General features: G+C 65.4%; 24 protein-coding genes and 2 tRNA genes. 11 read left to right on the top strand and 15 right to left on the bottom strand.

Going from position 1 to position 23,530, the window contains the following annotated elements; translation table 11 throughout:
* Positions 1-381 precede the first annotated feature (381 nt).
* The 6 genes from ALTAJ2_RS08360 (at position 382) to phoU (ending at position 5,488) form a co-directional block, all read left to right on the top strand.
* The gene (locus ALTAJ2_RS08360) at positions 382-1,356 is read left to right on the top strand and encodes a PstS family phosphate ABC transporter substrate-binding protein (RefSeq protein ID WP_049900170.1); all 975 of its coding nucleotides are present in this window, start codon (positions 382-384) and stop codon (positions 1,354-1,356) included.
* The gene (gene pstC / locus ALTAJ2_RS08355; protein ID WP_007109064.1) at positions 1,353-2,282 is read left to right on the top strand and encodes a phosphate ABC transporter permease subunit PstC; all 930 of its coding nucleotides are present in this window, start codon (positions 1,353-1,355) and stop codon (positions 2,280-2,282) included. Before ALTAJ2_RS08360 ends, pstC begins: the two co-directional genes overlap by 4 nt.
* Positions 2,282-3,169, top strand: a complete 888-nt coding sequence (gene pstA, locus ALTAJ2_RS08350; protein WP_007109065.1) for a phosphate ABC transporter permease PstA — start codon at positions 2,282-2,284, stop codon at positions 3,167-3,169. The genes pstC and pstA overlap by 1 nt, the downstream gene beginning before the upstream one ends.
* A gap of 2 nt (positions 3,170-3,171) precedes the next feature.
* A complete protein-coding gene (gene pstB / locus ALTAJ2_RS08345) occupies positions 3,172-4,041 on the top strand; it encodes a phosphate ABC transporter ATP-binding protein PstB (RefSeq protein ID WP_050031448.1) in 870 nt (289 codons plus the stop codon).
* A gap of 155 nt (positions 4,042-4,196) precedes the next feature.
* Positions 4,197-4,688: a metal-dependent hydrolase gene (locus ALTAJ2_RS08340; protein ID WP_007109067.1), complete on the top strand. Its 492-nt coding sequence runs from the start codon at positions 4,197-4,199 to the stop codon at positions 4,686-4,688.
* A 128-nt stretch (positions 4,689-4,816) separates the two neighbouring features.
* Positions 4,817-5,488: a phosphate signaling complex protein PhoU gene (phoU, locus tag ALTAJ2_RS08335; RefSeq protein ID WP_007109068.1), complete on the top strand. Its 672-nt coding sequence runs from the start codon at positions 4,817-4,819 to the stop codon at positions 5,486-5,488.
* Positions 5,489-5,527: 39 nt separating this feature from the next.
* On the opposite strand, the gene ALTAJ2_RS08330 is transcribed toward phoU, so the two are convergent.
* The 6 genes from ALTAJ2_RS08330 to ALTAJ2_RS08305 all read right to left on the bottom strand — a co-directional run bounded on the left by ALTAJ2_RS08330 (position 5,528) and on the right by ALTAJ2_RS08305 (position 11,866).
* On the bottom strand, positions 5,528-6,133 hold the full coding sequence (locus ALTAJ2_RS08330; RefSeq protein ID WP_007109069.1) for a plastocyanin/azurin family copper-binding protein: 606 nt from the start codon (positions 6,131-6,133) through the stop codon (positions 5,528-5,530).
* A gap of 172 nt (positions 6,134-6,305) precedes the next feature.
* Positions 6,306-6,707: a hypothetical protein gene (locus tag ALTAJ2_RS08325; RefSeq protein ID WP_007109070.1), complete on the bottom strand. Its 402-nt coding sequence runs from the start codon at positions 6,705-6,707 to the stop codon at positions 6,306-6,308.
* Between the two features lies 1 nt (position 6,708).
* Entirely contained in the window at positions 6,709-8,382 is a 1,674-nt protein-coding gene (locus ALTAJ2_RS08320; protein ID WP_007109071.1) for an FAD-dependent monooxygenase, read from the bottom strand.
* Positions 8,375-9,886: an electron transfer flavoprotein subunit alpha/FixB family protein gene (locus tag ALTAJ2_RS08315; protein WP_007109072.1), complete on the bottom strand. Its 1,512-nt coding sequence runs from the start codon at positions 9,884-9,886 to the stop codon at positions 8,375-8,377. Before ALTAJ2_RS08315 ends, ALTAJ2_RS08320 begins: the two co-directional genes overlap by 8 nt.
* Before the next feature lies 1 nt (position 9,887).
* Positions 9,888-10,754, bottom strand: coding sequence for an electron transfer flavoprotein subunit beta/FixA family protein (locus ALTAJ2_RS08310; protein WP_007109073.1), 867 nt, complete (start codon positions 10,752-10,754; stop codon positions 9,888-9,890).
* A 254-nt stretch (positions 10,755-11,008) separates the two neighbouring features.
* Positions 11,009-11,866 carry a polymer-forming cytoskeletal protein gene (locus ALTAJ2_RS08305; protein WP_007109074.1) on the bottom strand — a complete coding sequence of 286 codons (858 nt, stop codon included), beginning with the start codon at positions 11,864-11,866 and terminating at the stop codon, positions 11,009-11,011.
* Positions 11,867-12,013: 147 nt separating this feature from the next.
* Between ALTAJ2_RS08305 and ALTAJ2_RS08300 the strand changes: the two genes are divergently transcribed.
* Complete coding sequence (locus ALTAJ2_RS08300; protein WP_007109075.1) at positions 12,014-12,211, top strand: DUF5800 family protein; 198 nt, start codon at positions 12,014-12,016, stop codon at positions 12,209-12,211.
* 51 nt (positions 12,212-12,262) lie between these two features.
* On the opposite strand, the gene ALTAJ2_RS08295 is transcribed toward ALTAJ2_RS08300, so the two are convergent.
* Positions 12,263-12,826, bottom strand: coding sequence for a DUF420 domain-containing protein (locus ALTAJ2_RS08295; protein ID WP_007109076.1), 564 nt, complete (start codon positions 12,824-12,826; stop codon positions 12,263-12,265).
* Positions 12,827-13,001: 175 nt separating this feature from the next.
* Between ALTAJ2_RS08295 and ALTAJ2_RS08290 the strand changes: the two genes are divergently transcribed.
* The gene (locus ALTAJ2_RS08290; protein WP_049900179.1) at positions 13,002-13,478 is read left to right on the top strand and encodes a GNAT family N-acetyltransferase; all 477 of its coding nucleotides are present in this window, start codon (positions 13,002-13,004) and stop codon (positions 13,476-13,478) included.
* A gap of 168 nt (positions 13,479-13,646) precedes the next feature.
* Here the strand turns inward: ALTAJ2_RS08290 and ALTAJ2_RS08285 are convergent.
* A tRNA-Leu gene (locus tag ALTAJ2_RS08285) sits at positions 13,647-13,731 on the bottom strand.
* Positions 13,732-13,968: 237 nt separating this feature from the next.
* Here ALTAJ2_RS08285 and ALTAJ2_RS08280 point away from each other — a divergent pair.
* Entirely contained in the window at positions 13,969-14,682 is a 714-nt protein-coding gene (locus tag ALTAJ2_RS08280; protein WP_007109078.1) for a TVP38/TMEM64 family protein, read from the top strand.
* 54 nt (positions 14,683-14,736) lie between these two features.
* Here the strand turns inward: ALTAJ2_RS08280 and ALTAJ2_RS19655 are convergent, their stop codons facing one another.
* Together ALTAJ2_RS19655 and ALTAJ2_RS08275 are read right to left on the bottom strand one after the other, a co-directional pair.
* On the bottom strand, positions 14,737-14,913 hold the full coding sequence (locus ALTAJ2_RS19655; RefSeq protein ID WP_007109079.1) for an HVO_2523 family zinc finger protein: 177 nt from the start codon (positions 14,911-14,913) through the stop codon (positions 14,737-14,739).
* A gap of 114 nt (positions 14,914-15,027) precedes the next feature.
* Positions 15,028-18,195 (bottom strand): adenosylcobalamin-dependent ribonucleoside-diphosphate reductase, encoded by a 3,168-nt coding sequence (locus ALTAJ2_RS08275; protein ID WP_007109080.1) that lies wholly within the window; start codon positions 18,193-18,195, stop codon positions 15,028-15,030.
* A 415-nt stretch (positions 18,196-18,610) separates the two neighbouring features.
* Here ALTAJ2_RS08275 and ALTAJ2_RS08270 point away from each other — a divergent pair, with 415 nt between their 5' ends.
* Positions 18,611-18,796: a hypothetical protein gene (locus ALTAJ2_RS08270; protein ID WP_049900182.1), complete on the top strand. Its 186-nt coding sequence runs from the start codon at positions 18,611-18,613 to the stop codon at positions 18,794-18,796.
* Positions 18,797-18,902: 106 nt separating this feature from the next.
* Here ALTAJ2_RS08270 and trpG read toward each other — a convergent pair whose 3' ends face one another.
* Genes trpG through trpD form a run of 4 tightly spaced genes read right to left on the bottom strand, consistent with a single transcriptional unit; the run spans position 18,903 to position 22,901 of the window.
* Positions 18,903-19,550 (bottom strand): anthranilate synthase component II, encoded by a 648-nt coding sequence (trpG, locus tag ALTAJ2_RS08265; RefSeq protein WP_007109081.1) that lies wholly within the window; start codon positions 19,548-19,550, stop codon positions 18,903-18,905.
* The gene (gene trpE, locus ALTAJ2_RS08260; protein ID WP_007109082.1) at positions 19,547-21,235 is read right to left on the bottom strand and encodes an anthranilate synthase component I; all 1,689 of its coding nucleotides are present in this window, start codon (positions 21,233-21,235) and stop codon (positions 19,547-19,549) included. Before trpE ends, trpG begins: the two co-directional genes overlap by 4 nt.
* 2 nt (positions 21,236-21,237) lie before the next feature.
* Positions 21,238-21,888 carry a phosphoribosylanthranilate isomerase gene (locus ALTAJ2_RS08255; protein ID WP_007109083.1) on the bottom strand — a complete coding sequence of 217 codons (651 nt, stop codon included), beginning with the start codon at positions 21,886-21,888 and terminating at the stop codon, positions 21,238-21,240.
* On the bottom strand, positions 21,885-22,901 hold the full coding sequence (trpD, locus tag ALTAJ2_RS08250; RefSeq protein ID WP_007109084.1) for an anthranilate phosphoribosyltransferase: 1,017 nt from the start codon (positions 22,899-22,901) through the stop codon (positions 21,885-21,887). Before trpD ends, ALTAJ2_RS08255 begins: the two co-directional genes overlap by 4 nt.
* Before the next feature lie 188 nt (positions 22,902-23,089).
* Here trpD and ALTAJ2_RS08245 point away from each other — a divergent pair.
* Positions 23,090-23,164, top strand: a tRNA-Val gene (locus ALTAJ2_RS08245).
* Positions 23,165-23,313: 149 nt separating this feature from the next.
* Here the strand turns inward: ALTAJ2_RS08245 and ALTAJ2_RS08240 are convergent.
* Positions 23,314-23,523 carry a hypothetical protein gene (locus tag ALTAJ2_RS08240; RefSeq protein ID WP_007109085.1) on the bottom strand — a complete coding sequence of 70 codons (210 nt, stop codon included), beginning with the start codon at positions 23,521-23,523 and terminating at the stop codon, positions 23,314-23,316.
* Positions 23,524-23,530: the final 7 nt, after the last annotated feature.

Below are 23,530 nucleotides of genomic sequence, written 5' to 3'. Positions count from 1 at the left end.
ACCCGAAGTCCCTCGCTTCAGTGGCCCGGCCGCTCGACATTTCCCTCCGAAGAGACCGTCCGGTGCACGGATAGCCACGAATTCGTCACGGTCCCCCTCGAGTAGCGGTGCGCTCTCGGACGAACCTCGCGTCGCGTAGTCGGCTGCCCGTGGTACGGCGATCGAATCTATATATGTCGTCGTTATTCCGCTCGCAACCGGTCCGGAATGTTTTCCGTTCGCGGGGTCCGAATAAACGGAACGGTAACTATTGGCATATGTACGCGTTCCCTGGACCGCTGTCGGTACTCGACGTGTCCCCATCAGCGCCGGCAGACAGTATATAGCACTATATAGGGATCATAGTAGTATACTTATCCGCTCTGTGGCTTCGATTCGGTGATGTCGAGAGATTCCACGGCGTCTTTGCCGGCCGGACTCGGTCGGCGTGATTTTCTCGCCGCGGCAAGTGTTGGCCTCTCCGGCGGGTTGGCCGGTTGTGCCGGCGTTTTCGCCACTGAGGGCAACAACGTAAACATCGCGGGGAGCAGTACCGTCTTCCCCGTGACCGAGGCGATCGCCTCCTCGTTTTCCGAGCGGAACCCCACCGTCAACCTCTCGCTCAGTAAGACCGGAACCGGCGGTGGGTTCGGGAACTTCTTCTGTGCGGGACGAACCGACATTAACAACGCGAGTCGGGCGATCGCCGACGCCGAGATCGAACAGTGCGGGAACAACGGTATCACGCCGATCGAGTTCCAGGTCGCGACCGACGCGCTGACGGTCGTCGCCAACCCCAACGCCGACTGGATCGACTGTCTCACCGTCGAACAGCTCCGCGAGATCTGGCGCGCCGACGGCGCGACTCACTGGAGCGATATCAACGGGGAGTGGCCCGACGAACCGTTCGAACTGTACGGGGCCGCGACGACCTCCGGCACGTTCGACTACTTCAACGAGGCCATCATCGGCGAGGAGGAAAACCACCGCAGCGATTACCACGCGACCGAGCGCGACCGAACGATCGTCCAAGGGGTGCAGGGATCGGAGTACGCGATGGGCTACTTCGGCTTCTCGTACTACAGCGAGAACCCGGACTCGATCAAGGCGATCTCGGTCGACGACGGCGACGGCTGCGTCGAGCCGTCGATCGAGACGGCGATGAACGGCGAGTACACGCCCCTCTCGCGACCCCTATTCATCTACGTCGCCAAGGAGTCGCTCGAGAAGGAAGCCGTCCGTGACTTCGTCCGGTTCTACATGAAGCGGGCCGCGACGGACCTGGTCTCGGAGGTCGGCTACGTGCCGATCACCGAGGAGAAACGCGACGAGAACATAGAGAAACTCGAGACCGCGATCGCGGAGGTGACGGCATGAGCCAGCCGGACTTCTCCCACGACGGGATCCGCACGGCGCGGGGTACCGCGTTCCGCTATCTCTTCATGCTGTGTGCGCTCCTGTCGATCCTGACGACCGTCGCGATCATTCTGACGCTGTTGCTCGACGCGGTCGACTTCTTCGCGCAGGTTTCGCTCGTCGACTTCCTCACCGGCACGCGCTGGAGTCCGACGAACGAGCCGATCGCCTTCGGCGTCCTCCCGCTGATCTCGGGGACGCTGGTCATCACGATCGGGTCGGCGATGGTCGCACTCCCGATCGGACTCCTGACCGCCATCTATCTCAGCGAGTACGCCTCCGATCGACAGCGGGCCTATCTCAAACCGGCGCTCGAGGTACTCGCCGGCGTCCCGACGGTCGTCTACGGCTACTTCGCGCTGGTCTACGTCACGCCGGCGATCGATGCGATCCTGCCGGTCGATCTCTCGACGTTCAACGCGCTGTCGGCCTCGATCATGGTCGGCATCATGATCATCCCGATGGTGTCCTCGATCAGCGAGGACGCGATGAGCGCCGTTCCGGATTCGCTGCGGCAGGCCAGTTACGGGCTCGGCGCGACGAAGTTCACCGTCTCGACGTCGGTCGTCGTGCCGGCGGCGCTATCGGGGATCTTCTCCTCCTTTATCCTCGCGCTCTCGCGGGCGATCGGCGAGACGATGATCGTCGCCATCGCCGCGGGCCAGACGCCGCGGATGATCGACCTGACCGACCCGGCGGGGATGTTCCTCGATTCGATCCAGCCGATGACCTCCGCGATGGTCCAGATCGGCACCGGCGACATCGTCGGGCAAGGCCCGGCGTACAAGAGCCTCTTCGCGGTCGGTCTGACCCTGTTCGTCATCACCTTCGTCATGAACCTGATCAGTGAACTCGTCGCGTCGCGGTATCGGGAGGTGTATCGCTGATGGCGGCCGACACCGGAGAGACGCCCGCCGACGGCTTCGGGCGCGTCAGTCGGACGAAAGACGTCGCGTTCCGCCTGCTCGCGCTCGCGGCGACGCTGATCGGCATCGTGTCACTCGCGGCGTTGTTGTTGAACGTCGCCGTCGACGCCGTCGGCTGGCTCGACTGGCAGTTCCTCACGAACCCGCCACACCCCGACCCCTACGAAGCCGGGTTCCTGCCCGCGCTCGTCGGCTCGATCGCGATCATGCTGATGATCGCGCTCGTCACCTTCCCGCTCGGCGTCGGGGCCGCGGTCTACCTCGAGGAGTACGCCGACGACGGCTACCTCACGCGGTTCATCCAACTCAATATCGCGAACCTCGCAGGCGTCCCCTCGGTCGTCTACGGCCTGTTGGGACTGGGCCTGTTCGTGGGCCTGTTCAACATCGGCTACGGGACGGTACTGGCGGCCGCGTTTACCATCGCCCTGCTCATCCTGCCGATCGTGATCATCTCCGCCCAAGAGGCGATTCGGGCCGTCCCCGACTCCCAGCGACAGGCGTCGTACGGGATGGGCGCGACGAAGTGGCAGACGATCCGCAACGTCGTGTTGCCCCGCGCGATGCCCGGCATCATGACCGGGACGATCCTCGCGCTCGGCCGCGCGATCGGCGAGACGGCACCGCTGATCATGATCGCCGCGCCGACGACGGTGTTCGGACTGCCCAACAGCTTCTTCAGCAAAGTCAGCGCCATGCCGCTCCAGATTTACAACTGGGCGTCCTATCCACAGACGGAGTTCCAGTACGGCGTCGTCGCCGCCGGCGTCGTCACGCTCCTCGTCGTCTTGCTTACGATCAACTCGATCGCGATCGTCATCCGGAACCGGTATCAACAGCGCACCTGACAATGACTAACGAACAGATGACTCCCTCGGAAACGGAACCGACCGACGACCAGACCACCCCGACGCCGGGCACCGACGGCCTCGCCGACACTGCCGATTCCGGCTGGGAAACGACGACCGACCGGACCCTGCTCGAGGCGCGAGACCTGAGCGTCTACTACGGGGAGGAACAAGCGCTCTCCGACGTCGACATCGAGATCCCCGAAAAGCAAGTCACGGCGGTCATCGGACCGTCGGGCTGTGGGAAATCGACGTTCCTCCGGTGTATCAACCGGATGAACGACCTCGTCGACAGCGCCCGCGTCGAGGGCGAACTGCGCTTCGACGGGAAGAACGTCTACGACGACGACGTCGATCCCGTCGCCCTGCGCCGGAAGATCGGCATGGTCTTCCAGTCGCCCAATCCCTTCCCGAAGAGCATCCGCGACAACGTCGCCTACGGGCTCAAAGTCCAGGGGAAAAAGGACAACGTCGACGAGAAAGTACACACCGCCCTCGAGCGGGCGGCGTTGCTCGATGAAGTCGAAGACCAACTGGACTCGAGCGGACTGGACCTCTCGGGTGGCCAACAACAGCGCCTCTGTATCGCCCGGGCGATCGCGCCGGACCCGGACGTGATTCTGATGGACGAGCCGGCCTCCGCGCTGGACCCGATCGCGACCTCGAAGATCGAGGACCTGATCGAGGACCTCGCCGAGGAGTATACCGTCGTCATCGTCACTCACAACATGCAACAGGCGGCCCGGATCTCGGATAAGACGGCGGTCTTCCTGACCGGCGGCGAACTCGTCGAGTTCGACGACACTGACAAAATCTTCGAGAACCCCGAGCACGACCGCGTCGAGGACTACATCACCGGCAAGTTCGGATAACCGGCTCGTCGCGTGCCGTCCGGTCTCGATCGAGTCATCGTCGCGTCGATCCGTGCGAGGGTGGGAGTCTCTCGATCGAGACCCTCGAGCAGTCGACTAATTATCTCCGGCTGACCATGCCGCTTATTGTCGGGTATCGCATGGTCTCGAGACCCATGGTCGCCACCGGGGTCCACATCCTGCTCAGTCTGGCACTGATTTCGGTTCTCCGTCGGCCGGGACGAGCCGAACCGTACCTCGTCGGGGCGCTCGCCGCCGCCGTCCCCGATAGCGACACGTTCGTGTTTCGGCCGCTGGTCGACAGCGGCTACGCTGGGGGCGTCCTGTGGGCCCATCGGGGACTTACACACTCGCTGCTCGGTGGGATCGTCGTGATCGCCCTCCTCTCGTCCGTCGGCCCTCGGCGACCCGCTGCCATCGGATTCGGTTCCCACGTCGGCTTCGATTTCCTCTCCGGTGGTGTCCGACTGCTCGCCCCCTTCGATCGAACGCTGTACGGACTTTCGTTCGATTGGCTACTTCTGAACGCGCTGACATCGGCGTTCGCCGTAACCGTCATTCTCGGCGGTCTAATCGGCAGGAAATACGGCCTCGAGACCGGAACCCGGTCGGATACCGCGGAGCCGATACTCGAATGGTTCCGATAACCAAACGCTGTCCGCCGGTGGAACCGCCAATCGGGACCGTCGGAGACGCCGAGCACGGACTCGACGGGACGGCGATCGAGGTGGTATCGCACGCAGTCTTTATCACGGATGGGCAGGTTGCAACCAGTATGGCCAGACAATCCTACCAGGAAAAGCTCACGGACCTCCGTGAGGACGTCCTCTACATGAGCGAGGTCGTCATGGAACGGCTTCGAATGGGCATGGACGCCCTCGAGCAGAAAGACGAGGACCTCGCCCGCGAAGTGATCGAGGGCGACGGCGAGATCAACCGGATGTATCTCGATCTCGAACAGGACTGCATCGACCTGCTCGCGTTGCAGCAGCCGGTCGCGAGCGACCTGCGGTTCATCGCCGCCTCGTTCAAGATCATCACCGACCTAGAGCGGATCGCCGACCTGGCGACCAACCTCGGCGAGTACACGATGGACGCCGAGCGGGACCTGTTCCCCGACGTCGACGTTCAGGAGATGGGCGAGTTGACCCTCGACATGCTCGAGGACGCGATGCTCGCCTACGACACCGAGGATACCGACAGCTGTCGAGCGCTCGCCGCCCGCGACGACGAACTCGACCAGTTCGCCGAACGGGCCAGCGAGATCGTCGTTCGAGACCTCATCGAGCGCGAACTCGAGTCGACGGAGGAGGTCGAACGGATTCTACAGGACGTTTCGCGGCTCCTGTTGACGATCCGTGACTTGGAACGCGTCGGCGATCACACCGTCAACATCGCTGCGCGGACCCTGTATATGGTCGAGAACGACGACGAACTCATCTACTGAGGGAGTCGCGGACGGCGTCCCGTCGGACGCCGACCGGTCTCACTCGCTGGTTTCGTTGCCGCTTTCGTTCCCGTCGGACTCGTTGCCGCTAGTCTCGTTACCGCTGGTTTCGTTGTCGCCGGTTTCGTTACCGCTGGTCTCGTTGTCGCCGGTTTCGTTGCCGGCAGTCTCGTTGCCGCCACCGCCGCCGGTGCCGCCCGCGATCTCCATATCGCCGCGCATCTGGGCCTCGTGGGGCTGACAGACGTACTGGTACATCTCGCTGCTCGCCGTGATGTCGAGCATCTGATTCTCGTCAGGCTCGGACACCACTTCGGTCGAGAGATCGCCGATCACTTCGTCGCTTTCGTTCCGTATTTCCATATTGTGTGGCTGCCCGTTGCCTTCCGACCAGCCGATCGTGTAATCTTCGCCCTCCTGTAGGATGAGCGTCGGGTTCTCTTCGCCCTCGATAGCGGACGGGGCGAGTCCTTCCCAGTGGCTGGTCTCGCCACTGAAATCGATCGTCGTGCCGGGTTCGATCTCGAACCCGTCGCCGTTACCGCCGCCACCGCCGTTGCCGTTACCGTTCCCATTGCCGTTGCCACCACCGCCACAGCCTGCGATGAACGCCGTCGACGCCGCAACACCGGTCAACTGAAGCATTCGCCGTCGTGATAACCGATCGTCTCGTGCCATCGAGTTGACTTTGCGCTCAACGGGAATAGTCGAATACCCGTCTACTGCGTGGGAGTCAAGTACGGGGCGGTTTGGGGCGGCCTCTCGCCCGTTTCCGATTGCGATCGGCGCGCGCCGCTCGGGAGAACAAGGGTGGTCGTCAGTCTGGAGTCGACCGCCGATGTCGCTCCGGAACGCGGGTCAGTAACTGGGCCGTATCGACGACGTTGCGCGTCTCGAGCAGGAGTTCGGCCGCCTCGCGGACCGTAAACTCGGCCTCGAGAGCCACGCCGTGACAGCGCGCATAACACTCGAGCCAACGGTTCATCGCATCCTCGAGCGCGGCGAGTTCGGGTCGCGTGAACGGGACCATACGGCCGCCGGTCCGGGCCTCGACGTAGAGCCAGATGGCGGGTCCAGCACCCTCGCGAAGGTAGATCTCGGCGTCATCGTGGGCCGGAACCGTGTCCGCCGACTCGTCGGACCCGTGGTCGTCGAACGCCGCCCGATCGCGCTCGGCGCGGCGGGCGAGTGCGGCGATGCGGGGTCCGTACCGGCTCATTCTACCCCTCGCGATACTCGACGCCCTTGCCGCCGCGGGGGTGTTCCCACTCGGTGTCGGCGACGATCGCACAGGTCCCACACTCGACGCAGGGCTGGGTGTCGAGACTGACCAGCGTCTCCTCGGTCCCGTTGGTCTTGACGGCCTCCGAGCGGTAGCAGCCGCCGCCGAAGTCCCGCGCACTGACCGGGCAGGCGGTGACTGCCGCGCCGCTGGCCTCGGCCGACTCGTCTCTGAGTTCGATGTGGGGATTGCCGACGTCGGTATCGTAGGTGAGGTCGCCGATGCGCTCCTCGAGCGTCGGCGGTTCGATGTCGCTCTCCCAGTGGATCGTCTTGCCGTGTTCCTCGGCGATCAGCGTCGGCAGGGAGACGTAGCCGGTTTTCGTATCCGGCAGCATCGAGACCAGGAACGGCGAGTTGTACGCTCGCTGCAGCAGGCGGTCCGCGATCGGGTTCCCGACCGCGAGCGAGCCGAGCGGCGAGGCGAGCACTCGCTCGACGGCGTCGGTCACGGCGTCGCGCTCGCCGACGGTTCGGGCGAGGTCGTACCGGCGGGGCCGGAGTTTGGCCATCGTGCCGGAGTCCTCGAGCAGTTTAGTGTAGCGCCGTCCGGCGGCTGCCGGGTCGGCGTTGCCGCGGGTGACGGCGAAGGCGTCGGCCGCGAGCGCGCCGGCGGTGACGGCGTGGTTCATTCCCTTGATGATCGGCCCTTGGGCCTGCATCTGACCGGCGGCGTCGCCGACGAGGACGAGGCGGTCGCGGTAGGGCCGGCGGTGGGCGACCTTCTTCGAGTCGGGAACGAGCTTCGCCGCGTACTCGCGCTCCTGATACTCGTTTTTGAACCAGCCGGCGAGCAGCGGGTGGGTCAGCAGGGCGTCGAGCAGTTCGTGGGGTTCGGCCGCCTGCTCGACGAGACTGTCGAGGTGGAAGACGGTCCCGATAGACAGCGAGTCCTCGTTGGTATAGAGGAACCCGCCGCCGCGGACGTCCTCGAAGAGGTCGCCCGAGAACAGGTGGGCGGCCCCCTCCTCGGGGCCGATGTGGAACCGGTCGTCGATCGCGTCGGGGGGCATGTCCACGACGGCCTTGACCCCCTGGAACCACTCCTCGGGCTCCGCCCAGTCCATCAGTCCGGCGTCGCGGGCGAGTTCGGAGTTGACGCCGTCGGCCGCGACGATCAGGTCCGCCTCGATCGGCTCGAGTTCGTCGCAGGTGACGCCGACGATCTCGCCGTGTTCGCGGAGCAAGCCGTTCACCCGCACGTTCGTCAGGACGCCGCCACCGGTCTCGCTCGTCTGCTCGTGGACCCGCGTCTCGAGCCAGGAGTCCATGTCACGACGGAGCACGGCATCACACCAGTCGGTGTCGTGCTCGTGGAGGTCGGTCAGGTCGTAAGTCTTGACCGAGTTCCCGGCCACGTTGTGGATGTAGTAGTCCGTGACGGGCCGTTCGGTCGCCGCCTCCCGGAAGCCATCGAAGAGGTCGTCGAGCGTGTACGGCGCGGATTCCTCGGCGTAAATCAATCCGCCGGAGACGTTCTTCGAGCCCGCTTCGGGACCCCGCTCCAGGACGAGCGTCTCGACGCCGTGGTCGGCGAGCCGCGCGGCCGCCGCGGCCCCACCGGGTCCACAGCCGACGACGACGGCCTCGTAGTGTTCGTGATCGTCAGTCATCGTCCTCACCCCCGTCGGCGACGGCCTCGGGCTCGAGGTCGGTCTCGCCCGCTTCGATCGCTTCGGTCAGCCGCGGCAGGACCTCGAAGAGGTCACCTTCGACGAAGTAATCGCTGAAGTCCCTGATGCGGGCGTCGGGATCGGTGTTGATCGCGACGATCGTATCCGACTCGTCCATGCCGACCTTGTGCTGGACCGCGCCGGAGACGCCGGCGGCGATGTAGACATCCGGCGCGACGACCTGGCCGGTCTCGCCGATCTGGCGTTCCTCCGCCGAGTACGCCTCGACGTGTCCCTCGAACTGGTAGGAGGAGGTGACGATCCCCCGCGTGATGCCGAGGGCGGCGTCCTCGAACGCGTCCACGAGGTCGAGACCCAGTTCCATCCCCGCGGTGGGATCGTCGGCGATCCCGCGGCCGAGACAGACGATCACGTCGTGACCCGTGAGGTCGATTCCGGCCTCGAGCCGGTCGTGTTCGGTGATGTCGACGCGGAACCAGTCGTCGGCCAGTTCCATGTCGTGTTCGACGATCAGCCCGTCACGGTCGGCGTCCGGCTCCATCGGGTCGAAGCTACCCGGGATGACCGAACACCCCTGCGGGTGGAAGTCCCGGTTCGGGTTGTCGAGACAGAGGATCGTCGAGTACTCGAAGCCGGAGAAGTCGGGTCGTTTCATGTGCAGGACCTTCTCGACGGTCTTCTTGACCCCCGGTTCGCCGGTCTTGACCGGGTTGGAAACCTCGCTTTCCTCGATGAACAGGTCCGAACAGTCCGAGGCGAGTCCGGAGTCGAGTTCGGCCTGGACCTTCGCCGAGAGATCGCGGCCGTTGTTCGTCGCCGGGAACAGGATGTAGCGCGGCTCGTCGTACTCGCGCCAGTCGGTGCTCTCGACGGTTCCCTCTCCCCGAGCCATGTGGGCCGCGATCTCGGTGTAGGGGTCGTGCAGGAACCGCTCGAGGCGCTCGTCCTCGTGGTAGACCGCGACGTCGGCCCCGTAGGCGATGCACTCCTCGGCGAGATCCTCGCAGTCGTCGCCCATCAGGAACGCGACGACCGCCTCCTGATCGCCGTAGTCCGCCTCGAACTGATCCATCAGTTCACGGCCCTTGCCGAGCATCTCCCGCGAGACGTCGAGCAACTCCCCGCCCTGCGTCTCACAGAAGATCCACATGTCCGCGTAGTCGCCGTCCTCGAGCGCCCGGACGTGTTTCTTGTCACGGGTGGGATGAGAGAGGGCGTCGTCCTCCTCCGGGTCTTCACCGTCTGCCTCGTCCGGCTCGCTCTCCGCGTCGTCGGTGTCACCGCCGTCACCGTCCGTGCTCTCGGCGTCCGATGCGGTACCGATCTCCTCGAGCCGCCGGTGGACCGCCTCGCGAGCCGTTGCTCGGTCCTGGCCGGCCCGTTCCGCCTCGAGAATCGACTGCAGGTCGTCCGCGTCGTCGATCGTCTCGAGTGCCGCGGTCAGTTCGTCGACAGTGTGGTCGTCCGGATCGAGTTCCGTCATGTTACTCACCTACCTCGGCGGCGTACGGTTGCATTACCTCGAGTACGTCACCCATGCCCTCGTCGTGGGGATCGATCATCGTCGCCTCCCGTTCGGATGGTGCTTTGGGGATCGGGTCGACCGAGGAGACGATCGTCGGCGAGCCGTCGAGCCCGATATAGTCGGGATCGAGGTTCAGATCGGTGTGATCCCACGTCGTCAGGTGGTCGTCGTGCTCGGCGGCCCGCTCTTCGGTTTCCGCTCGGAGCGCTTTGTGCGTCAACCGATGAGACGCCTTCCGATAGGTCGGCTCGAACTCCGGATCGGTGACGACGAAACAGGGCAAGGGCGCTTCGACCGTCTCGATTTCGTCGAGATCGCCCTCGACGAGCCGTTTCGCGCGCAGGGTCCGTTCGTCGGGGTCGACGTCGAGCGCGATGACGTGCGTGACGATCGGCCACTCCATCGCCCAGCACGTCTGCGGGCCGGTCTGACCCGTCTCGCCGTCCGCCGTCTTGAACCCGGCAAAGACGAGGTCGATGTCGGCGACTTCCTCCTGGTACGTCTCGAGGCCGGCGCTCAACGTGATCGCCGTCGCCCACGTGTCGGAGGCGGCGAGTTCACGATCCGAAAGCAGGTAGCTGTCGTCGGTGTAGACCGACGCCATCGCCTCCTGTAGGACCTCGCCGTACCCCGGGGGCCCCATGCTCATGCCGCTGACGTGGCCGCCGTGGCGGACCGTCGTCTGGAGCGCGGCTTGCAGCGCGAACTCGTCGTTCGGATTCATCACTGTCGGCGTCTTCCCCCGCTCCAGGTGACCGTCCTCGTCGAACGAGACGGCCCCCTCGGAGAAGTCCGGGACGCCTTTCGTCAGGACGATCGATCGCATGACTCCTCCCGTCGGTATATGTCTATATTTAGCATGCCTGTCGCACCCTATCAGATTATCAGTATTAAGAATAGGGGTCAAACTCGCCGATAGATAGCGGCGGCGTCGTGACTGCCGTATTCGGTTCGGACGAACGGAACCGACTGCGTCGTCACAGCGTCGTATCTCGGCGGAGCCGGCTCAGGCTCGAGCGCGGCGACGCGAACGGCTCGAACGCTGTGTCGGGAGAATCGGTCGGGGTAAATCGGATCGCGTTACTCGCGCTCGCGTTCGGTCGTCCGCATCGTGATCTCGCCGTCCGCCCGGATCGTGCCGTCGACCTCCGCGTCGGGGCCGAGCTCGAGGTCCGCACAGGAGACGTCACCGAGGACGCGGGCGTCGTGGTCGATGACGACATCGCCGTTGCGGGTCGTCACGTCGCCGTGGATGCGGGTGTCTTCGCCCACGGAAACGTCGCCGCGTGCCCGGAGACTCCCGAAGATGTTGCAGTCCGCACCGATGTCGATCGTCTCGGCGCGGACGTTCCCGTGGAGTCGACAGTCGTCGCCGATCGTCGCGGGCGTCGAGACGCGCCAGGCGTCGTCGCCGACAGTCGCGTTCCGGGGGATGACCAGCGGCTCCGTGTCGGGTTCGTCGTCCTCCTCGTCGACCATCTCGGAGATGAGCCGCTGGGCGGCGTCTTCCTCGCCGAGCAGGAGGAGGTGTTTGAGGTAGACAAACAGGAAGACGATCGTCGGCATCGGGTTCCGGATGACGATCCAGCCGTTGGCTTCGAACCCGTCCTCGATCTCGACATCGTCGCCGATGTCGAGGTCGCCGGCGACTTTCAGTCGGCCGCCGATGTGGACGCGTTCGCCGATGTACGCGTCCTCGCCGACCAGGACGGTCTCGGCGACATCACACCACATGTCGAGCCGGCAGTCGCCCTCGGCCTCGATCCCGCCGCCGAACTCGGCCGATTCGCCGGCCAGCACGTTCCGACCGCGGACGCCGAACTCGACGCTCGAGCGCCCGCCGACGAGGACGTCCCCGTCGGTAACGAGGTCGCGCTCCTGGGCTTCCGTGCCGTCGGGGACGACGAGTTCGTCGAGCGGATCCCTGCTGAAGGCCACACTCGGGCTCAAAGGGAGTACCGCCTAATAAACCTCGCGCGTCGTCAGTCGTCCGTCAGACGCCCGTCCGTCGCCGTCGGCGCTCGCACCCAGCAGTCACCGACCACAGTCGCCTCGCTTTTAGTATCCCACTGCGTACGTCCGACCATGACAACGCTCGCATTCGACGACGAGGGCGTCGACGTCGTCTACGAAGGCACCGAGTTCCGCCTCGAGCAGGCCCTCATCGAGGACGCGACCGAAAAGTCCTACTACGACGTGACCGACCACGAGGTCCTCCAGATCGTCGCCGAACAGCCGAACCTACAGGGTGAACCCCGACGGATCGGTGACATCCTCGACTGAGCCGTCCTGCGGGATCAGAGACGGTCGCCGTTCGGGGTTCGGGCGACCGGCTCAGTAAACGACGTGCAGGAGGACGAACACGACGATCCCGAGCGAAAAGGAGATCAGCCACAGCGTCGCCGCGACGCGGCCGACGCGGGCGTGGCTTGTTTCGGGTAGCTCCGCGATCGGACGGGAGAGCGCGAGCAAGAGCACGTAGTAGAGCAGGGGAATACAGACGATCGCGAGGAAGATGTGGATCGCCAGCAGCGGCAGGTAGACGAACTGATAGACCGAATCGGGCCCGGGGAACGGCTGCGGGCCGCCGGTCACGGTCAGCCGGTAGAGATAGAGGGTGAGAAAACCCACGAACAGCCCGAACGAGGCGACCATCGCGACGCGGTGGCGTTCGATATCGTCGCGTCGGATCGCCCGCCAGCCGAGCGTAATCGTGCCGATCGCGGCCGCGCTGAGCACGGCGTTGACGAGCGGGATCGTCTCGATAACCCACGCCGGAGCCGCCGGCACGCTCGAGGAGGGGATCCGGCCGCCGGCGGCCGCAAAGACCACCGCCAGCGACACGACGCTCAGGACGCCGGTGAGCAGGCGCACGCGCTCTCGAGAGACGTATTCCATAGCTGTTCGTTCGAGTGCATCGGCAAAGGGATTACCGTCTCTGACCGATTACCGATAGCGACCGGGTGCAGCCGTTTTACAATCGCCACGGCTAATAGCTTCTCATCAGGTCGAAATCAGATAGTTCTACTCGCTTCCGGCTGATGAGGCCGCCGTCCGTCGCTACGTCGACGAACTGTGGCTTCCGTCTCACCGCGAACTCGAAACGATCGTCGACGCCCACGCCCTCGCCGACACCGACGCCATGGACCTCGTTGCCGTGGAAGTCGCGTTCCGACTCGAGCGCCTCGAGACGGCGGACTATCGGACGTGGATCGCCGTCGATGGGTGCTGTAGCCGGAAATCAGGCGATCGACCCCTCGCTGATGGCGAGTTCGCCGGCTTCGTGGCGACCGAGATCGACGAGTCGCCACCTGTCTTCGACCGACCGGATCGCCTGGTCGTTACCGACATCTACGTTCGCGAGCCCTACCGCGGTACCGGTCTGGCCCACGACTTGATCGACCGCGTCACGAAGCGGGCGCGGGAGGCGACGTGTACGGAACTCGTACTCGAGGTCGGCGTCGATAACGATCGTGCCATCGCCTTCTACGAGAAACGAGGCTTCGAAACGGATCGCCGTCGGATGACGATGCCCGTCGACAGCCGGTAAGTAGCCCGTTTGGGAGGAATCGTCAGTAGAAACCACAGGGGCGCGATAGCGTACCGATCAACGGGGCTATCGCTCGTCGGTCGTAGCGTCGGAAAGGATTATGCGTGGGTGATGTCCTCGGAGGGAGATCACCTGCATCGTAATGGTGGAGATCGTCCACCGATGCGATGCGTGGGACCGGATTCGAACCGGCGGACCCCTACGGGACAGCGCCCTCAACGCTGCGCCGTTGGCCTGGCTTGGCTACCCACGCTCGCGGTCTCTGTCTGCACTCATTCGTATCCAGTGTGATTATAAAAGCCCTTTCCTTTAGGTCGGCGACTGCGGCCGGGTCCCACGGGAACCGGACCCGCGAGTGCCCGTCACTTCCGTCACTCGTCTGCCAGTGGGCGACGGGCGCTGCCCCGCCGACGCTCCGTCGGCCCGTCCGAGCGACCGCCGCCTCACGAGAGACACAAAGGTTTCAATACTCGAGGGGAATCGTCGGCTGATGTCGCTGTGGTCGGTTCGAACCCGTGCGCTCATCGGGGCAGTCGTGGCCAGCGGCGCGGTCGCCGCGGGCGTGCTCGTCTCGCCGTCGACGATCGTCGGGACCGTCGACGCCGTCGCGGCGGACCCGATCCTGTTCGGCCTCCTCGTCGCCGGACTCTACCTCGTGCGTCCCCTCCTCGCGTGGCCGACGACGCCGCTCGCGGCCGTCGTCGGCTACGGGTTCGGCGTCCCCGTCGGCGTCCCCATCGCGCTCTGTGGCGTCGTGGTGACCGTCTTCCCCGTCTTCGTCGCGGCGCGCTGGCTGGCCGCCGGCGCGTCCGGCGAGGACGCTGACGCGGCCCTCCTCGAGCGAGCCGGCACGGCCGTCGCGCGCTACTACGAGACGGCGGGCCCGCTGCGCGGCGTCACCGCCTCCCGGCTGGCACCGATTCCCTCGGACGTCGCGACGTGTGCCGCGGCGGTCAGCGGCGTCGGGTGTCGCCAGTTGGTGCTCGGGACGGTGGTCGGCGAACTCCCGTGGACGGTCGCCGCGGTCGTCGTCGGTGCCTCGGCAGCGACGGTCACCGCGGGCGGGCTCGAGGGGATCGGCGTGGCGCTCTCGCTGGCCTGTGCCGCCGCTGCCGTCCTCCTCCTTGCCGGACCCGCCTACCGCCGGATTCGAACGGAGAGCGGGTCGCCGACGGACGGGACGGGGCGATCGACGGACAGCTAACGACGCCGAGTACTCGTCGCCGCCATCCGTTCGTCAGGTCTCGAGAGCGGGCGCTCAGCGAAAGGGATCGCTACAGTCGATGATGACTCCGTGCTGGGGACAGACGTACTTGCAGTGGCGCTTGTACATCGCCGCATCGCAGTGTGGACAGCGCGGGCCGGCGGCCGTCCGATCGCTCGAGCCGTCCGTCCCGACGCCACCGTCCGCTCCCCGCCCGCCGTCGGCAGTCATACGACGGCGTTCGCGCCGACCGATGCTAAGTGTGGCGTCTCGGCGAGTCGTCGCGTGCGACCCGAACGGAAACACGACCGAGAAAAACGGCGTCGAAACGGCCTCAGTCAGCGCTCAGCACTCGCTCCAGCCACAGGACTCGCACGTCTTGCAGCCTTCGGAGAAGTACAGCGTCATCGAGCCACAGTCGGGACACTCCGGCGACTCGCCGGCGTCGATGAGGTCCTGAGTCGTGTCGTCGGCGTCCGCGGGTGCACCGCCCTGCGTGGCGGACGCGCCGCCGTCGGTCTGGGGACCGTCGTAGTCGGCGATTTCGGCGTCGGCCGACTCCTCGAGCGTCTGCTGTTTCGGGTACGGTTTGTCGATCTCGCCGTCGAGGTAGCGGCGCATCGCGGTGCCGATGGCGTCCGGGATGGACTGGATCTGCTCGCCCTTGTCCCAGGCGACTTTCGGCGATCGGGTCCCGCAGAGTTCGTCGACGATCTCCTCGGGGTCGACGCCCGAGCGCAGCGAGGTCGAGATGACCTTCGCCAGCGCCTCGGTAAAGGAGTTCGTAAAGCCACCGGAGTGGCCGATGTTTGCGAACAGTTCGAACGGCTGGCCGGTCTCGGGGTCCTCGTTGATCGTCACGTAGATCTTCCCGTAGCCGGTGTCGATGCGTTGGCTGACGCCCTGTAAGGCGTCCGGCCGCTCTCGCTTTTCGGTGAAGTCGATCTCGACCGGCTGGCGATCGTCGTCGGCCAGCGAGCCGACATCCGCGTCGAGAACGTCCCCGACTTCGTCGCTCTCGAGGAAGGCCTCGAGACCGCCGAAGATTTCGTCGATCTGCTCGACCAGGGCCTGTGCGGCTTCGGTCTCGTCGGCGAAGTCGGCGTTGTCCGCGCGGGTCGTCAGCACCTGTTTGCTGCGGGTGCCGTCGCGGTAGTAGGTGACGCCCTTGCCGCCGTGTTCGTAAATGTACTCGAACACGTCTTTGGCGTCCGCGAGCGTGGAGTCGTTGGGCGCGTTGACCGTCTTCGAGATCGCGGAGTCGACGCCTTCCTGACAGGCGACCTGGACGCCGGCGTGCTCTTTTGCCGAGAGATCGCCGGTCGTGACGAACAGTTCGCCGATGGCGTCGGGTACCGTCGAGAGCCCCTCGACCCCGTCGAACTGGTTGGTCGCCATCTGCTCTTTGGCCTCTTCCTTGACCGCGTCGACGTCGATGTCGTTGTCCTCGAGAACGCGAAGGAAGTAGTCGTCGAACTCGACGAGCATCTCGTCGCCCTGGACGTCGTCGGAGACGTTCTTGTAGTAGGCGACGTTGTAGATCGGCTCACAGCCGCCGGTGGTGTTGCCGACCATCGAGGTCGTGCCGGTCGGCGCGATGGTCGTCGTGTTGTGGTTCCGAATGGCGAATCCGTCCGCCCAGTCGTCGGCATCGAGGCCGGTTTGCTTCTCGAACCACTCGCGGTACTCGGTCGGGTTCGCGTACTTGGACTTGTCCCACTCGTCGAAGCTGCCCCGCTCCTCGGCGAGTTCGTGGGAGGTCCACTTCGAGGTGTGGTTGATGTGGCGCATCAGCTGGCGTGCGACCTCGTTTGAGGTCTCACTGCCGTACTCCATGCCGAGCTGGATGTACAGCTGTGCCAGGCCCATGATCCCCAGGCCGATCTTGCGCATCTCCCGGACCTTCTGCTCGATCTTCTCGACCGGGAAATCGCTCATCGTGACGACGTTCTCCAAAAAGCGCGTGCCCATCTCGATGCGGCGGTCGAACTCCTCGAAGTCGATCGCTTCTTCGAGGAAGGCGTCGACGGCGGCCTCGAGCGACTCGTACTCGTCGCCGTGGTCGTCGTACCAGACGCGCCAGTCGGGGGCCTCCAGATCCGCGAGCGTCGAGAGGTTGATGTGGCCGAGGTTACAGGCCTCGTACTCCTCTAAGGGCTGCTCGCCGCAGGGGTTGGTCGCGAGGATACGGTGGTCGGGGTGTTTCTCGACGTCGAAGGAGTGTTGCTTGTTGACTCGCTCGAGGTAGATGACGCCGGGTTCGCCGTTCTCGTGGGCGCCCTCGACGATGTCGTCCCAGAGCTCCTCGGCCGGGATCGACAGTTCCGCGCCGACCTCGACGTGGTCGCCGAGGCCGAACATCTCGTAGAGTTCTTTCGTCTCCGCCGTGGCGATATGGGGCTCGCCCGTTCGGGGATTGGTGAACGTGAACTCCTCGCCGTTCTTGACGGCGTCCATGAAGTCGTCGGTGATGCCGACGGAGATGTTGAAGTTCGAGAGGTGGCCCTCGACGGCGTTGCGGAGGTGTTTGGGGACTCGGCCCTCGTCGTCGATGAGTTCACGAGCCTCCTCGAGGGCGTCCTGGAAGGAGGTGTGCGTGTAGTCGTCGGGGTCGTTCAGGCGCAGCGTCTCAGCCAGCGAGACGTCCTTGTTCTTGGCGTGGATGAACTGGATGACGTCGGGATGGGAGACGCGCATGACGCCCATCTGTGCGCCGCGTCGCGCGCCGCCCTGAGCGATCGTCTCGCACATCTGGTCGTACGTGCGCATGAACGTGATCGGGCCACTGGCGATGCCGCCGGTCGAACCGACTGCGTCGCCGTAGGGGCGGAGCCGCCAGAACGCATAGCCCATGCCGCCGCCGCTCTGGAAGACCTGTGCGGCCTCCTTGGCGGTCTGGTGGATGTCGTCGATGTCGTCCTCGGGGGAGTCGACGAAACACGCCGAGAGCTGCTGGAGTTCGTCGCCGGCGTTCATCAGGGTCGGCGAGTTCGGCATGAAATCGAGGTTCTCCATCATGCCCTGGAACTCATCGGCGATGTCCTCGACGTGATCGCGGATCTCGTCGGGGAGTTCGGGGACGACGGTGTCGTAGGCGAACTTGTTGACGTTGTAGATAGACAGCGTGGTTTCGGCGTCGTCGACGGCTTTGCCGTCTGCTCGAGGGGTCTCTGACCCCTCGCTGTCCTCGACGGTCGTCCCCGCACCGAACACTTCGGCGGCGAGTTCGTCCCGTCGTGGGTGGTCGGGCTTGAGCTGGTCGGGCGTGACCGTGATTTCGCGGTCGCGGTTTTCGGCTTCGTAGACGGCTTCGGCCAGCGCGATGTTCTTGCCGACGCGGTCGAAGAGATCTTCCTGGTCCTCGATGAGGTCGCCGTCGGCGTTCTTGCGGAGATAACGGGCGGGCAGAATGTTGTGATAGGCGTTGGCGGTCAATCGCTCCTCGAGCGTCTCCCCGTCGGAGCGTTTGATCGGGAGAGTGAGATCCGCCGCGGAAAGTTCGGCATCGCTCATGTGCGGGTCACCTCGTCGCTATACCGCTTCCGCGCGTCGATTCTGGCGTGAGTCGGATTCCGTGCGCTCATCATTCGTGACGAAGGTTCGGTATTCATGCATCCATCATAAAACGTGGTGTTGTTGTCCTACTTTTCTTGTAGTAGTACAAATATGGTTGTAGAGATATCTCTGTAACCTATCGTGATCCATTCTCCCACGACCGCCGAAACGGCCGCCTGTGTGGTCAACGATAGCTACGTCGCGGACCGTCTTAACGATTTTCAGACCGGACTGAAAGTGACTGTAACCGACGAGATGGGGTCGCAGTCCCGTGATTTTCTCTTTTACCAATGGTTTCTCGAGAGTCAGTCGTCGCCGCGGATCAGTCACGATATCCAGAAAGGTTACGTCCCTGGGGCGTGGGTACTGGCATATGCTCGATGCACTAACGTCGGCACCACCGATTCTGCTGGTGTTGGCCCTACTTGCCGCCTTCGCGGTCGCCGTCATCGCGCTCCGAATCGCGATCAAACTCGCCGTTCGAGTCGGTATCGCCGCCGCAGTCGTTCTCGCGGCCCTCTACGCGGTCGGACAACTCGAGTTGCTCCCCGGCGTCTAACGAGTCCGGCGCAGCCAGTGACTGACTACCGGCGCGGCGTCCACCCCCGCGCCGGACCCGCTGTGTTTTCACTTCCCGTCTCGAAGGCGACCCGAAGGAGGTCTCATTAGACCCGTGAAAGGAAGTTCTCGATCACGTCGTGGCCGTTCGCCGTGAGGACGCTCTCGGGATGGAACTGTACGCACTCGAGGGGAAACGCCTCGTGGCGGACGCCCATGACGAGCGTCTCATCCCCGTGTTCGGCGGTCGCCGAGATCGTGAAACAGTCCGGCACCGCGGTCGCGACGAGCGAGTGATAGCGGCCCGCCCGAAAGCCCTGCTCGAGGCCCTCGAAGACCCCCTCGCCGTCGTGATCGACCGCGGAAGCCTTCCCGTGGATCGGGTCCGGCGCACGGCCGACGGTCCCGCCGTACTCGTAGACGGCGGCCTCGAGACCGAGGCAGATCCCGAACGTCGGTATCTCGGGCGAGAGGTCCCGTAGTACGGCCATCGTCACGCCGACATCGCGGTCGTGCTTCGGGTGACCGGGACCGGGACTGATGACGATCGCGTCGGGGTCGACGGCGCGGACATCCGCGAGCGAAGCGGTGTTTTTCAACACCGCGGTCTCGGTGCCGGCCTGCTGACTGACGTACTCGACGAGGTTGTACGTGAACGAATCGTAGTTGTCGATGAACAGGACCGTGATCGGGTCCGCGTCGCCGCGATCGTCCGCCGTCGCGTCCGTGTCGTGCTCGGTCCTCGCGGTGCTCATCGGGTCACCTCCGCCGTCGCGTCGGGATCGTCGTCCGCCGTCTGCTCCGCGGTCGGGCGTTCGATCTCCTCGAGGGCCGCGAGGACGCCCCCCATCTTCTGTTCGGTTTCCTCGTACTCCGCGGTGGGGTCGCTGTCCGCGACCAGCCCCGCGCCGGCCCGGACCGTGATCCGATCCCGCGAGCCGTCGTCCTCAACGGTTGCAGTCCGAATGACGATCGCGAAATCCGTATCGCCGGTCCACGAGTAGTAGCCCACGCCGCCACCGTAGAGCCCGCGCGGTTCGGACTCCAGGTCGTCGATGATCTCCATCGCCCGGATCTTGGGAGCCCCCGAGAGCGTTCCCGCGGGGAAGGCGGCTCGAGTCGCGTCGAACCCGTCCGAGTCGTCGGCCAACGTCCCGGTCACGGTCGACTCGATGTGCTGGACGTGGCTGTACTTGAGGACGTTCATGAACTCGTCGACGCGGACCGAGCCCGGCTCCGAGACGCGGCGCACGTCGTTGCGCGCGAGATCGACCAGCATCGTATGTTCGGCGCGTTCCTTCCCGTCCGCCAGCATCTCGCCCGCCAGTCGACGGTCCTCGACGGGACTCGAGCCCCGATCACAGGTGCCCGCGATCGGGTTCGACATGACTTCGCGGCCGCGCACCGAGATCAGGGTCTCGGGGCTGGCCCCGACGACGGTGAGATCGTCGTGGTCGAGCAGGTACATGTACGGCGACGGGTTCACCTCCCGCATCGCCTCGTAGAAGCCCATGGGATCGATGTCGCCGTAGAGCTCTCGCGTTCTGGAGACGACGCCCTGGTAGATGTCCCCGTCGAGGACGTGTTCTTTGGCCCGCTGGACGCTTTCCTCGTATTCCGCTTTCGGTCCGGCACGCTCGCCTTCGCGGGTGAAGCCGTCGGTCCGTGGCTCGTCGGCCTCGCGCAGCGTCGTCGCGACAGCGGCGGCTTCCGTTTCGAGCGCGTCGTACACGTCGTCCGGGTCGTCGTCAGCCTCGATGACCGGCGTACAGACCAGCGAAACCGTTCCATCGCGCTCGTCGAAGGTGAGCGTCTTCGTCGTCAGCAGGAACTGCGCGTCGGGGAACCGCGAGTCGGGCCGCTCGCAGCCGACTTCCTCGAGCCAGAGGTCGTAGACGGCGTCGTAGGCGAGGAAGCCGACGAGTCCACCGTCAAGATGCTGGCGGTCGTGGTCGGGCGCGTTTTCGAGGCGCACGTCCGGCATCGCGGCCCGAAGCGCGTCGACGGTGTCGCCCTCGGCGTCCGTCCGAATCGACTCGAGGGGCGCGTCGTCGGACAGCGCGTCGACGGTGGCCGCGCCGGAGTCGACCGTCACGACGGCCTCGGGGTCGTACCCGACGTAGGAGTAGCGCGCGTGCCGTTCGGCCCCCGCAGCGCTGGGTCGGAACGCCCCGTCCGGATCGCTCGAGGCGGTTTTCTCCGCGCTCTCGAGCAGGAAGGCGTACGGCGACCGTTCGCGATCGGTCGCCTCGGAGCGACCGGTGAGCGCGGCGTAGGCGGCCAGCGGCGTCGTCTCGATCTCGAGCGTCGCGACGGCGTGGACGACGACGGGTCGATCCGCCCGGTCCGCGCTCGTGCCCGCGTGGTCGCGGAAGGTTTCCCGATCGACGTCGAACGCCGGCCGGTCGGCCGGCACCGAGTCGGAGTCGTGTCCGGTCACGGTTACGGCTCCGCCGGTCTGCGGGCGTTCTTGGCGCGATCGACGAACGATCGGACGGCGTCGGCGTCTTTGACCCCGCCGCGTTTTTCCACGCCGCTCGCGACGTCGACCCCGAAGGGCTCGACGGTGCGGACCGCCTCCCCGACGTTGTTGGGCGTCAGGCCACCCGCGAGAATCAGCGGCGACTCGAGGTCGGCGGCGGCCAGTCGGGTCCGGTCCCAGTCGTGGGTTCGCCCGGTGCCGCCGCCCCCGCCCTCGCCCGGCGTGTCGACGATGAGGGCGTCGACGATGTCGTCGTAGGTCTCCGCGGTCGACGCGTCGTCGGCGTCGACCGCGAGCAGGAGGTCCGTCTCAAGGTTCGCGCGCAGGTACGCGAGGTCGCCGGTCCGGATGTCGCTGTGGATCTGAATCGCGTCGGGTTCGATCGTCTCGACCAGTTCGATCGCCTCCTCGGGGCCGGCCGGCATCGTCACGAGGACGCTCGTCACGAACGGCGGGGTGGCCGCCGCGAGCGCCGCGGCCCGGTCGATCGAGACCTCACGGGACGTGTCGACCGAGACATCACAGATGATCCCGACCGCGTCCGCGCCCGCGTCGATCGCGGCCTCGAGATCCGCCTCGCTGGTCAGCCCGCAGATCTTGACCCGCGTCATTGTCCCTCCGCGTGTACCGTCGCGCCGCGGAGCTGGTCGAGCTTTCGGGCCGCCGCGCCGGAGTCGATCGCCTCCCGGGCCGCGTCGACTCCGGCCTCGAGCGAGTCGGCCTCGTCGGCGACGTAGATCGCCGCGCCGGCGTTCGCGAGGATGACCTCGCGTTTCGCGCCGGTCACGTCGCCCGTAACGATGCCGCGCATGTCGTCGGCGTTTTCAGCCGGCGAACCGCCGGAAATGGCCGCGATATCGTGTTCCTCGAGACCGAGCGCGGCCGGCTCGAGCGCGTATTCCTCGACGGAATCGCCGTCGACCTCCGCGACGACTGTCTCGCCGTGAATTGCGATCTCGTCGGTTCCCGAACCGTGGACGACCAGCGCGCGCTCGATGGCCATGCGAGCGAGGGCGTCCGCGAGCACGGGGACGAGGGCCGGGTCGTAAACGCCGACGACCTGTGCATCCGCCCCGGCGGGGTTCGTGAGCGGCCCGAGGACGTTGAAGACCGTCCGCATGCCCAGTTCCTTGCGCGGGCCGATGACGGCCTTCATCGCCGGGTGGAACACCGGCGCGAGCATGAAACCGATGCCGTCGTCCTCGATGGCCTCCGCGACGGCCGGCGGTTCAGCTTCGACGTTGACGCCGACTTCCTCCAAGACGTCCGCACTGCCCGACGAGGAGGAAACGGAGTAGTTGCCGTGCTTGGCGACCGGGACGCCGGCTCCGGCCGCGACGATCGCGCTCGTCGTCGAGACGTTGATCGTATCGTAATCGTCACCGCCGGTGCCACAGGTATCGACCAACGGCTCCCGGTCGGGCGCGATCGTTCTGGCCGCGTCGCGCATCCCTTCGGCAAAGCCCGCGATCTCGGCTTCCGTTTCTCCTTTCGCGCGCAGCGCCGCCAGCAGTGCGCCGATCTGTGCCTCCGTCGCATCCTCGAAAACGGCCGTCGAAGCCGCTCGAGCGTCCGATTGCGTGAGATCCTCCCCGTCCGTGACTCGTTCGACGTATTCCTGCATAGTGCACACCAATGTACGTTGTTGTCTTGTAATGCCCAAATCAGTACATCGTCTTAAGCGTGTCGACCGGGTGCGTGGTTCCGACTCCCGTACGGCGGCCGATTCGAAACCTTCAATTGGTGTGGGGAACAACGAACGAGTGCAGTCAGAAAGCGTGGCGACGACGGCCACGGACGAAAGCTAAACCAGGGTTGGTGGTCTAGTCTGGTTACGACACCTCCTTGACATGGAGGAGGCCGGCAGTTCAAATCTGCTCCAACCCACTTCTGCCGAACTAACGCGATGAACGGAGCGGTGAATCCGGCTATTACACTCATCCTCCGATTCTTCGCTCGCGAGCGAGTTCGTGAGTTACGGGTCCGGGTGCGGACGGATTCGAATGGGGGCAGCAGTGCTGTGACCGCGATCGGTGTTACTCGTGACCGAAGAATCTCCCGAGGACGAGGAGCACCGCGGTGATCATGACGAGGACGAGGACGAGTTCCGAGAGGACTTGTATCGTCCGCGGCCCGACGTTGCCGAGCCGAATGAACCCAGCCGCGAGCACCACGATGTTCGTCCCGAGAAGCAGGTTCGTCGTTTTTCGACGGCTGGCCCACTCACGCGTGTCGTCCGATGACATTGGGTAC

Origin of the sequence: Natrinema altunense (assembly GCF_000731985.1) — an archaeon.
GTDB classification, from domain to species: domain Archaea; phylum Halobacteriota; class Halobacteria; order Halobacteriales; family Natrialbaceae; genus Natrinema; species Natrinema altunense.
This window is presented reverse-complemented; position numbering and strand designations above follow the sequence as displayed.

Excerpts from the sequence above, each read along its gene's own strand:
- ALTAJ2_RS08295 (WP_007109076.1), bottom strand. The coding sequence starts at position 12,826 with ATGGAATACGTCTCTCGAGAGCGCGTGCGCCTGCTCACCGGCGTCCTG.
- ALTAJ2_RS08315 (WP_007109072.1), bottom strand. The coding sequence starts at position 9,886 with ATGACGGAACTCGATCCGGACGACCACACTGTCGACGAACTGACCGCG.
- pstC (WP_007109064.1), top strand. The coding sequence starts at position 1,353 with ATGAGCCAGCCGGACTTCTCCCACGACGGGATCCGCACGGCGCGGGGT.
- ALTAJ2_RS08360 (WP_049900170.1), top strand. The coding sequence starts at position 382 with ATGTCGAGAGATTCCACGGCGTCTTTGCCGGCCGGACTCGGTCGGCGT.
- ALTAJ2_RS19655 (WP_007109079.1), bottom strand. The coding sequence starts at position 14,913 with ATGACTGCCGACGGCGGGCGGGGAGCGGACGGTGGCGTCGGGACGGAC.
- trpG (WP_007109081.1), bottom strand. The coding sequence starts at position 19,550 with ATGAGCACCGCGAGGACCGAGCACGACACGGACGCGACGGCGGACGAT.
- ALTAJ2_RS08280 (WP_007109078.1), top strand. The coding sequence starts at position 13,969 with ATGTCGCTGTGGTCGGTTCGAACCCGTGCGCTCATCGGGGCAGTCGTG.
- phoU (WP_007109068.1), top strand. The coding sequence starts at position 4,817 with ATGGCCAGACAATCCTACCAGGAAAAGCTCACGGACCTCCGTGAGGAC.
- ALTAJ2_RS08300 (WP_007109075.1), top strand. The coding sequence starts at position 12,014 with ATGACAACGCTCGCATTCGACGACGAGGGCGTCGACGTCGTCTACGAA.
- ALTAJ2_RS08330 (WP_007109069.1), bottom strand. The coding sequence starts at position 6,133 with ATGCTTCAGTTGACCGGTGTTGCGGCGTCGACGGCGTTCATCGCAGGC.
- ALTAJ2_RS08325 (WP_007109070.1), bottom strand. The coding sequence starts at position 6,707 with ATGAGCCGGTACGGACCCCGCATCGCCGCACTCGCCCGCCGCGCCGAG.
- ALTAJ2_RS08270 (WP_049900182.1), top strand. The coding sequence starts at position 18,611 with ATGCTCGATGCACTAACGTCGGCACCACCGATTCTGCTGGTGTTGGCC.
- ALTAJ2_RS08320 (WP_007109071.1), bottom strand. The coding sequence starts at position 8,382 with ATGACTGACGATCACGAACACTACGAGGCCGTCGTCGTCGGCTGTGGA.
- pstB (WP_050031448.1), top strand. The coding sequence starts at position 3,172 with ATGACTAACGAACAGATGACTCCCTCGGAAACGGAACCGACCGACGAC.
- trpD (WP_007109084.1), bottom strand. The coding sequence starts at position 22,901 with ATGCAGGAATACGTCGAACGAGTCACGGACGGGGAGGATCTCACGCAA.
- ALTAJ2_RS08240 (WP_007109085.1), bottom strand. The coding sequence starts at position 23,523 with ATGTCATCGGACGACACGCGTGAGTGGGCCAGCCGTCGAAAAACGACG.
- ALTAJ2_RS08275 (WP_007109080.1), bottom strand. The coding sequence starts at position 18,195 with ATGAGCGATGCCGAACTTTCCGCGGCGGATCTCACTCTCCCGATCAAA.
- pstA (WP_007109065.1), top strand. The coding sequence starts at position 2,282 with ATGGCGGCCGACACCGGAGAGACGCCCGCCGACGGCTTCGGGCGCGTC.
- ALTAJ2_RS08255 (WP_007109083.1), bottom strand. The coding sequence starts at position 21,888 with ATGACGCGGGTCAAGATCTGCGGGCTGACCAGCGAGGCGGATCTCGAG.
- ALTAJ2_RS08310 (WP_007109073.1), bottom strand. The coding sequence starts at position 10,754 with ATGCGATCGATCGTCCTGACGAAAGGCGTCCCGGACTTCTCCGAGGGG.
- ALTAJ2_RS08340 (WP_007109067.1), top strand. The coding sequence starts at position 4,197 with ATGGTCGCCACCGGGGTCCACATCCTGCTCAGTCTGGCACTGATTTCG.